Annotated in this window: 5 protein-coding genes; 2 read left to right on the forward strand and 3 right to left on the reverse strand. The window is 40.9% G+C overall.

Going from position 1 to position 10,571, the window contains the following annotated elements; all coding sequences use genetic code 11:
* Positions 1 to 152 precede the first annotated feature (152 nt).
* Positions 153 to 3,185, forward strand: a complete 3,033-nt coding sequence (locus GQR39_RS18375) for a TonB-dependent receptor (protein ID WP_165736311.1) — start codon at positions 153 to 155, stop codon at positions 3,183 to 3,185.
* A 526-nt stretch (positions 3,186 to 3,711) separates the two neighbouring features.
* A complete protein-coding gene (locus GQR39_RS18380) occupies positions 3,712 to 6,675 on the forward strand; it encodes a TonB-dependent receptor (protein ID WP_165736312.1) in 2,964 nt (987 codons plus the stop codon).
* 372 nt (positions 6,676 to 7,047) lie between these two features.
* On the opposite strand, the gene GQR39_RS18385 is transcribed toward GQR39_RS18380, so the two are convergent.
* From GQR39_RS18385 to nth, 3 genes are all read right to left on the reverse strand, one after another.
* A complete protein-coding gene (locus GQR39_RS18385) occupies positions 7,048 to 8,958 on the reverse strand; it encodes an aminotransferase class V-fold PLP-dependent enzyme (protein ID WP_024591500.1) in 1,911 nt (636 codons plus the stop codon).
* Between the two features lie 132 nt (positions 8,959 to 9,090).
* Entirely contained in the window at positions 9,091 to 9,960 is an 870-nt protein-coding gene (locus GQR39_RS18390) for a hypothetical protein (protein ID WP_165736313.1), read from the reverse strand.
* Positions 9,935 to 10,567 carry an endonuclease III gene (gene nth / locus GQR39_RS18395; protein ID WP_165736314.1) on the reverse strand — a complete coding sequence of 211 codons (633 nt, stop codon included), beginning with the start codon at positions 10,565 to 10,567 and terminating at the stop codon, positions 9,935 to 9,937. The genes GQR39_RS18390 and nth overlap by 26 nt, the downstream gene beginning before the upstream one ends.
* Between the last annotated feature and the right edge of the window lie 4 nt (positions 10,568 to 10,571).

The following is a 10,571-nucleotide window of genomic DNA, read 5'->3' on the forward strand; positions in this document are numbered from 1 at the left end:
ATTGGTATACCTTATGGTAATATTAAAACGTCAAATTGGTTGATCATCGTGCTGCGTTTAAGTATATTAACGTCAAAGGTCACATAAAATATACATAAGCATAACAAGCTAACACACTAAAATCACACAACAACAACCAGCGGAGAATTCAAATGTCGTTGAAGTCACGAGATAACAATAATTCTATAACAGGGCAGTTTGCAATGCGCCCAGTTGCAAAATGGGTAAGAACAGCGGTCATCGCAGGTATGGCAAGTTCTTGCGTATTTACAGCAAGCGCACAGGAAGATCAGGGAAAAGCGACAGAAGTTGAAGAAGACGTTGAAATAATTAGTGTTACAGGTACACGTAGAACGATTCAAGACCAAATAGCAATTAAACGTGAAGCAACAACGGTAGTTGATGGCCTGTCATCTGAAGATATTGGTGATTTACCAGCACTGTCTATCGGTGAAGCACTGGAATCAATTACAGGTGCTGCATCTCACCGTGAAAACGGTGGTGCAACAGAAATCACTATTCGTGGTCTTGGTCCATTTTTAAGTGCAACGCATATCAATGGTCGTGAAGCGACTAATGGTAGTGGTGACCGCTCAGTTAACTTTTCGCAGTTTCCGTCTGAACTTGTAAAGAAAGTAGCAATTTATAAAACGCAAGATGCGTCAATGATTGAAGGTGGTGTTGCAGGTGTTATTGCACTTGAAACTATAACTCCACTTGATTTTGGCAAGCAACGTGTATCAGCTGAAGTTAAATTAAACTACAACCCTGATGAAGGTAATGTAGATAACTCGCTGCAAAGTGACGCGGGTTACCGTGGCACGTTTAGTTATGTTGACCAGTTTGAATTTGATAACGGCCAAGCCGTTGGTGTGTCTTTTGGCGTACAGCGCCAAGATATCAGCCAACCAGAAGCTGAATACAGAAGCTCTAGCCCATCAGGTTCTTCATTATGGGCGTGTTTAAACGATCCTAATAATACCAATGAAGGTTTTTATCGTAGCAGCGCAGGCGACTGTGAAGACCAAGTTAGTGGCAGTAGCAACCAAGGTTACGATACAGAAATTGATCCTGAAACAGGTAAAGCAGTAAGTGATGGTACTCCTTACGCTTGGACTGGCAGTAGCCGTAGTTACCGCCAAAACGAGACATCAGATGAACGTGATGCAATGTTTTTTGCACTGCAATACCAACCGTCAGCTGATTGGGATGTTAACTTTGATGCACAGATTTCAGATAGAACACAACAAGAAGCACGCCACGATTTAATCTTTTTACAAAAACGTGCAACACCAGGCGTAACAGGTCCAACACTTGTTACTAATGATGTAGGCGGTATTTTGCACTGGGAAGGTGAAGAGCGCATTGAATCAGCGGGTGAGCAATTTTCTCGTGAAGAAAACTACCAAGGTTACGGCATAAATATAGAACATACAGTTACTGATAGATTAACTGTTGACCTAGATTTAGCGTACTCAAAAACAGAACGTGAAGAACTTCAAATATCTAACCGTGGTAGAACATCAGGTCGTAATTTCTTTTCTTGGGATATGGGCGATGAGATCCCTCATTTTACACTGACAGATTTTGACGTAACAGATATTTCAAACTTTACAGATAGCCTAAGAACACGACTTGACCGTGAAAATGTTCGTGAAAACGAAGTTATCTCAGCGCGACTAGATTTTGACTATACCTTAGATGGCAATGTTTTCACCAGTATTCAAGGTGGTATTAGAACATCTGAAATGACCTTCCTACAGTATGGTGGTAGCCAAGGTAACGGTTCAAGAAACGAATTTACACTAGACTCTGGTACTGAAGCGCTTGACGTATTACAAGGTTGTCAAATCGATTTCCCTGAATCAGGCTTTTTATCAAGTGTATCTGATGGCGATATCGTAACAAATGTTGATAGCGACGGTAACGTTGTAGATAGCGGTACAGGTTCATCATGGGCTACATACGACAACGTATGTTTCTCACAAGCTGTAGCTGGTTCTAACGCTGATGGTGTGTTTGCTTACCCTGAAGTTGAATATGAAAATGCAGGTACAATTGATGTAACAGAAAAAACAACATCAGTGTACTTAATGGCTAACTACGATACTGAAATGTTTGGTAAATTCATTCGCGGTAACTTTGGTCTTCGTATTGTAGACACAGAAGTAACTTCGATTGGTTTTAGAAATAGCTTTGACGTAGTAACAAGCGACACTGGTGTACTTTCTCTGGTTGAATCTGATAATGGTTCATTGGATAAAATAAAAAGCGGTGGTGATTACACTAAGTATTTACCAAGTTTTAACCTAGTTATTGACTACAGTGAAGATATTTTATTCCGTGCAGGTATATACCGTGGTATGTCACGCGCAAATCCATCTAATTTAGGTTACAGCCGTACATTCCAAGAAGATACAGAAGGTACAGCAACATCAATTAGCGATTTATTAGTGGGTGTAAATGGCTCTGGTAACCCGGACACTCAACCGCTTATGTCGTGGAACTACGATGCTGCGTTTGAATGGTACCCTAACGAAGATTCAATCTTAGCGTTAAGCTTATACTACAAACAGTTCAACGGTGGTTTTCAACAACAAACAGTAATTGAAGATTTTACTGTTGCCGGTGAAACTGTTTCATTACCAATTACTAACTCTGTTACATCAGATGATGACAGTGAAATATTAGGTCTTGAAGCTTCATTTTCTTACCGCTGGGATAATGGCATCGGTATGAAATTTGGTTACAACTATGCAGACACTGATTTTGAGTTCCAAGATAGCTTATACGGCGATACGTTTGAGACTGACGTAGATGGTAATACTACACAATTAACTGACGGTATTATTGAGTCGGCTTCAGTACCTGGTTTCTCAAAGCATGTATTTAGCAGTCAGCTGTACTACCAAATTGGTGGATTTGATACTGCTGTTATTTACAAATATCGTAGTGAGTATTTCCAACCATATACTACAAATGGTACTCGACTTCGTTATGTTGATGGCGTAGGCGTATGGGAAATGCGCGCATCATACAAAATTGATGAGCACTTTAGAGTTAAAGCAGAAGCAATTAACTTGTTCAGTGCACCTAAATCACAAGACTTCTTTGTTGAAGGTAACTTAGGTGAAGTGAATGACTACGGCCCACGTTTATTCTTAGGTTTAAGCTACAAACTGTAATAATAGTTAAACATTAGATCACATTAAAAAGGCGGTTTTACCGCCTTTTTTGATCCTCAAATTCTTCAATTTTATATTTTCGATAACATCAACAAACAGTACTTAAAAAAACTCACTCCAGAATTACGCTACTTGACTAAAAAACAACTAAATTGGTTAACCAATAATGCTGTTTATTCAGCGCGCCCAACATCATCGGTTTCTCCTGCCTAAATTATTTCATTTTTAAAACGATAACTATTCTAACCTTTGTTATTGACAGTCTTATTTCTAATAAAATTTAAAAACTATAAATAACATAAGCTTAAAATGTAAGTTTTGCTTTTAACTTGAAATTTAGTTAGGTTTTTCTATTTTGGTAATAACATATTGCATGATATTTGATCTAAATTCATTACCAAAAGGTTGACCTTTGTAGGTGTGAGTGTAAATATAAAGTTAAGACTTTGTAATAATAAAGGGCTTTTAATAAAAACAATAAAGTAGCTGGTTAAACATAGCATTTCACACACACAGGAAAAAAACTATGAGTCACAAGTTATCTAAAATTACACTGGCAGTTATATCGGCAACCGCACTTGGTATGTCTTTGTCTACACAGGCGCAAGAAGCTCCAAAAAAAGCTGCGGACGATCTTGAGGTTATCGAGGTTTCAGGTATTAGACAATCGCTTACAAATGCGCTTGCACAAAAGCGTTCAGCAGATAGCCTTGTTGAGATTATTGAGGCTGTCGATATTGGTAAGCTACCAGATCAAAACCTCGCAGAAGTACTTGAAAACGTAACGGGGATTCAAATTACTCGTGAAGCAGGGGTAGGTACGGGCGTTCAAATTCGTGGTACCAATGCTAATCGTACAGAAGTGAACGGCGTATCAACAGTTGGCTCAGGGTCTGGACGAAGTGGCATTAGTTTTGAAGATGTATCAGCTGCAATCATCTCTGGTGTAGAAGTAATTAAGTCACCAGAAGCAAAAACAATCGAAGGCTCTGTGGGCGCAACAATAAACCTTAAAACAATTCGCCCGTTACAGTTAAATGAAACTCTAGGCTCAATTAGAGTCCAAGGTGAAGATAGTAGCTTATCAACAGATGGCGTGACTCCTAGGGTATCGGGTGCTTGGGGTGATAACTGGGAGCTTGATTCGGGCGGTAAGTTTGGTGTTGTATTTAGTGGTAGTTACAGTGAGCAAGACGTAACCGCATTTCGTCCTCGCGCAGATAGAGATAATTCGGTAGCCGCTGATAGTGGTGCTGCAAGTGCACAATCGTTTGATTTTCTACCAGTACAATTTTTAATTCAAGATTACGATAATTACGAATACGAGACAAAAAACTTCGCAGGTACATTTGAATATGCACCAAACGATAATATGAAATTCTTTTTTGATGCAGTTGTTAACGATCAAGAGCGCCGCCAAGAAAGCTCAAGAGTACAAGCATCTGGCCTAAGTGATCTTAGAAATGTATCAATACCGAGTGAATTTGAAACAGTTAATTTTGGTTCACTGGACGGACAAAACCTAGGCAGCATACAAGCGGCCGTAAGAGGCGTAATTCCGGTTGAAGACGGTGGTGGCGATCCTAACTTGCGTTTTTCTAGCGATACTAATTCACGCATCACAAAGAGCAAAATATTTAGAATAGGGGGCGAATGGCAAGGCGATAGATTATTTGCAAGTGTTGAAGCCTCAACCTCTCGTTCTGATTCAACTACACCAAGCTTTAATACAACGCTTAATTTTATAAATCCAAATGTTGCTACTAATTCGTCAAATGAAAACGGGACTCCTTTTGAGTATGATCTTACAGGTGATGCACTTACGTTTGGGATTGCAACGGGGGAGGCAAACGCGCCAACAATGGCTCAATTACTCGACCCTGCAAATGTTGTTCTACGTGACGTAAACCAAGGGCAAGATGAGTCAGAAAATACAGAAGATGCGTTTCGTACAGATTTTACATATTACTTAGATGATGTAATAACGTCAGTCGATTTTGGTTACCGCTACAGTAAAACGAGTAGTGTGTCGGATCAAGTTCGCTCTAACGTTGGTTTAAGAAATATGGCTGATAGCCCAACGGGTGATTTATTTGCACAATTATTAACAGCGGGCCCAGATAACTTTAACGATGGTGATGGGCGAGCACTCTATATTCGTGATTTCTTACTTATAAACCCAGAGCTTGCATCCTCTGATCCACAAGCCGTATTAGCAGCGCTTAACCAAGCGATTGAAGCTAATAATGCAATAACGGGTTCTGATCGCGGTCCAATAAGTTCACCAACGTCTCAAGTAAATGCATTTTTTGATATTGAAGAAGAAACACATGCCTTATATGCACAAGCAAATTTTGAGTACGGCATGTTTCGCGGTAACTTTGGCCTACGTTATTTAGAGACTGAAGTTACATCGCTAGGTAACTCTGTTACTCAAGATGGAAGTGGCAACGAACTGGTTACTCAGCTAACGTCAAAAGGTGATTACGATTTCTTTTTACCACGATTTAATTTAGCCGCGAATGTAAGTGAAGATGTGATTGTTCGTTTAGGTTGGTCAAAAGATATTAGACGCCCAGATTTTGATGACCTATCTACATCTGTTACGTTTGGCACCAGCCCTAATAGTGCCGTTTCAATTGGTAATTCAGGCTTAGCGCCAGAAGAAGTAACCTCTTTCGATATATCCACAGATTGGTATTTTGCACCCGCTGCTTTGTTAAGTGTGGGGTACTTTCATAAAACACGTAGCGATTTGCACGTTACACAGCAAGTTGACCCATTTGAAGACCCAAGCACAGGCTTTCGCGATACAAATGGTCCAGAGTGTGAAGGCGGCGGCATATTTAATCCAATTGCAGACATAAACGTGTTTGGCCCAGATGCTGGCGTAGGGTTATGTGTTCCTACGCAAACTACTATTAATGATTCTGGTGAAACAACACAGCAAGGTATTGAGCTTGCAGCTCAATACGACTTATCAAGTTTTGAAAAAGAGCTAGGTTGGGCATCAGGTTTTGGTGTGGTTGCTAACTATACCTATCAAGAATTTTCTGGTGGTGAATCATTTGACACTGCAACGAGTCGTGCAAATGCTGTTTTTGCATTAACAACCGGTAACCCGGATGCAGACATAAGTGCTAAGCAATCACTCATTGATCTGTCAGAAAATGCATATAATATTACATTTTACTATGAGAAATACGGTCTATCTGCTCGAGCGCGTTACACGTGGCGCGAAGGGTACCGTTCAACTGACTTTGGTAGCACTTCAAGCTTCCCATGGGGTTTCCCTGTTGTACAAGAAGGCAGAGGGCAGCTTAATGCCAGCATAAGTTATGATGTGAACGATCAGCTAAATATCGGTATTGAAGCCGTTAACTTAACTGAATCAGAAGTTAGCCAGTCTTGTGTGAACGAAGGTGCTTTACTTTGTTTCCAAGGTATTACAGACCGCCGTATTACATTTGGCGCTAGCTATAGATTTTAAAAGTTATAGTTAAATCGAGTCTATAAGTGTGTGTATTTAAAGACGTTAAAAGCAAGCTATCTGGCTTGCTTTTTTTTACTTAAAATTAGTTAACATTTATAAAAATGATTTATTCCACTTTGTATTTTACTTTTAAATACTGTTACAGCGGCAATGTCTTGCGGCACTGCCACCAGTAATTATACCAACCTGCATAAATCTTTGATCAATTTAACGAATTAAATTGCACTATAACGTCGTTAAAAATTTTTTATTTAGAACAACTAGATACAAAAATTTTTGCCTAGTTCTAGCGTAATTTTCTTAACGTTAAATAGACCCCGTATATAAGCAGATTGGTATTATTATCGAGATAGTATTAAACCAATACCGTTACTTCTTAACCTTACCCTTAAGAACATAAATTTCACCATCGAAACTGCCTTGAATCGTCAGTCCTTGGCTTGCCAACTCTTGTAAATATTCGATATGGTCATTAGTGATATGCTGGCCTGGGACTAAAAGCGGAATCCCCGGTGGATATGGAGTAACTAAACCTGCACAAATGCGGTTGTTACTTTTGCTAATAGGCACAGATTCGCGGTCACCATAAAAAGCATCGCTTGGAATACACGCCAAATCTATAGCTGGTAAATTTTCAGGTAAGCGAGCTCTACGCGTCGATTTCGATAGTTTTACTTTACCGCTGTCTAGCTTTTTCAATGCATTGTACAAACGAATTATTTTTGAGCGTGTGCCGCCAAGCGTCAGTAAAACCAAAATGGTGCTGTGTGTGTATTTTTCTATCTCTAGCCCAATTTCATCCAGTAGATATTTATGAATATCTTTTAATGAGTAAGGTAGCTCACTAATATCAATAAGGATTTTTAATGGGTCGTGACCCATGTTATCACCACTAAAATGCGGGAATATTTCCATAAAGTCTTGCTTAGCTAATACTTTAATTTGCTTAAGCGAGGCCATCTGTTGTTTAAACTCCTCAACATGATTTAGCAGCGCATTAAGTAGCTTATAGCCTTCCATCTCTAATTGCTTTTGGCACACGTCAAGCGATGCAATAAGCTGATATTTTGGCGATGTGCTGGCGTAGATGCTATAAATCTCTCGAAAGAAATCAGCATCAAAATCGGGATCGTTAATATGAATATAAGACGCCTGAGAAAACGCCGATACTACTTTATGCGCCGAATGCGTAATGTAATCGGCCCCAGCATGTATCGCAGAATAATGACGAAAACTAGGATGAAACAAAGAGTATGCAAACCAGGCTTCATCTATAAACACCTTAATACCATATTGATGAGCATAATCTACGACTTGTTTTAGGTCGCTAAGTAGGCCATCGTAAGTACAACCGGTAAGCACTAGTAATTTAGCATCAGTATTGTTTTCAATTGCTAATTTGATGTCGGCCAACGATGGTGGCGCGAAAATGCCATATTTTGGATTTAAGATACTCGCCAAATAAATGGGGTAACTAGCTGATTGCAAGATGCCATAGTGTACGGACTTATGGCAATTACGGTCGACAATTACTTTATCTCCCTTGCGCAGCAGTGTCTGCAAGATGATTTTATTTGAGGTAGATGAACCATTTGTAACAAAGTAGGTGTGTTTAACCTCAAACGTCGCCGCGGCTGATTCTTGAGCGCGACCAATGGTATTGGTGCTGTCTGATAATGAACCTAGCGAGTCTACCGAAACCGACAGGTCGCCAACAAATACATTGCGGCCGTAAAACTGATAAAAATCTTTGATATAAGGGGAGTTTCTAAAGCTAGAACCCCCACTATGCCCCGGTGTATGCCAAGAGTCGTTTGCTTCACCAACGTAACGACGATACGCCGTCCAAAATGGCGTTTCAGAGCGGTCGTCAAAATCGTTGATCATATAACCTAAAATAGCTTCTGGGTCAGAAATCACTTCATCTTTAAAAAAGAATGATTCGATTTCTTCTGATTCGTTTACGATCTCCAGCCCTTTAGTGTCGTCGCCGATAACATAAACCGGTAACTCAAGACGAATTGCCTTTAAATCCTCGATAAAGCGGCTATACATCCGCTCACCCACTTTGTTGTGCATATCCCAACTGAGAACCACGGCTTGAATATCACCATCTTCCTCTACACATTCCAGCGCGTGTTTAAGCTCGAGGCATTCAATAATATCGATATGAATATCGTCTCGCTCAAAGTTAGGAATGGTCTTTGACAGATTAGTTGAAAGCCCTTGTAAGGTGGCTGGGTCTTGTTCAATTATCAAGATACGAAGTAGAGGTAGCATAGAGGGTTTCGCAATATAATTTTATAATGCTCACTAGCATAACCAAAGGAGTGAGCGTTGTGAAATTAATACTTTGATAATGTTCTAATAATTGTTCTATTTCACTAACATGCCCTCACGTATAAAAATGTTTTATCTAGATGGATTGATAGGCGCGGCTTTATGTCGCGCTTTTGAGGCTTGTGCTTTATTGCGCGAGGTAAACTCGCGACTACAGGGTTGGCGTGGTATTTGTAGGCGTGGCTTTATGCCGCGCTTTTGGGATTTTGGGGCTTGTGCTTTATTGCGCGAGGTAAACTCGCGACTACAGGGTTGGCGTTGTATTTGTAGGCGTGGCTTTATGCCGCGCTTTTGGGATTTTGGGGCTTGTGCTTTATTGCGCGAGGTAAACTCGCGACTACAGGGTTGGCGTTGTATTTGTAGGCGTGGCTTTATGCCGCGCTTTTGGGATTTTGGGGCTTGTGCTTTATTGCGCGAGGTAAACTCGCGACTACAGGGTTGGCGTTGTATTTGTAGGCGTGGCTTTATGCCGCGCTTTTGGGATTTTGGGGCTTGTGCTTTATTGCGCGAGGTAAACTCGCGACTACAGGGTTGGCGTTGTATTTGTAGGCGTGGCTTTATGCCGCGCTTTTGGGATTTTGGGGCTTGTGCTTTATTGCGCGAGGTAAACTCGCGACTACAGGGTTGGCGTTGTATTTGTAGGCGTGGCTTTATGCCGCGCTTTTGGGATTTTGGGGCTTGTGCTTTATTGCGCGAGGTAAACTCGCGACTACAGGGTTGGCGTTGTATTTGTAGGCGTGGCTTTATGCCGCGCTTTTGGGATTTTGGGGCTTGTGCTTTATTGCGCGAGGTAAACTCGCGACTACAGGGTTGGCGTTGTATTTGTAGGCGGGGCTTTATGCCGCGCTTTTGGGGTTTTGAGGCTTGTGCTTCATTGCGCGAGGTAAACTCGCGACTACTTGCCGCGCTTTTGGAACTAATCAGTTTTTTCTTTAAACTCACACAAGTCTTCAATAATACAGCTGCCACACTTTGGTTTACGCGCTACGCAGGTGTAACGCCCGTGCAGTATTAACCAATGGTGAACGTCTACTTTAAATTCTTTTGGTACAACCTTTTCAAGCTTTTGTTCTACAGCAACTACGTCTTTACCCATGGCAAGCTTGGTACGGTTAGATACACGAAATATATGTGTATCTACGGCTATTACAGGCCAGCCAAAGGCTGTATTGAGTACAACATTAGCGGTTTTACGGCCAACGCCTGGTAGGGCTTCTAGGGCTTCACGATTTTCTGGCACGATGCTGTTATGTTCATCCACCAAAATTTGGCACATTTTATAAACGTTGGCAGCTTTAGAATTAAATAAGCCGATGGTTTTTATATAATCACGCAGTGTATCGTGACCTATATCTAAAATGGCTTGTGGCGTATTAGCAACAGGGAACAACTTTCGAGTGGCTTTATTAACGCCTACATCGGTTGCTTGCGCTGAGAGTGTTACTGCTACTAGCAACTCAAACGGGCTTGAATATTCAAGCTCAGTAACTGGGTGCGGATTATTGTCGCGCAGGCGCGACAGTATTTGGTGACGTTTTTCTTTATTCATGCAA

Source organism: Pseudoalteromonas sp. C8, from assembly GCF_011378685.1.
Taxonomy (GTDB): Bacteria; Pseudomonadota; Gammaproteobacteria; order Enterobacterales; family Alteromonadaceae; genus Pseudoalteromonas; species Pseudoalteromonas arctica.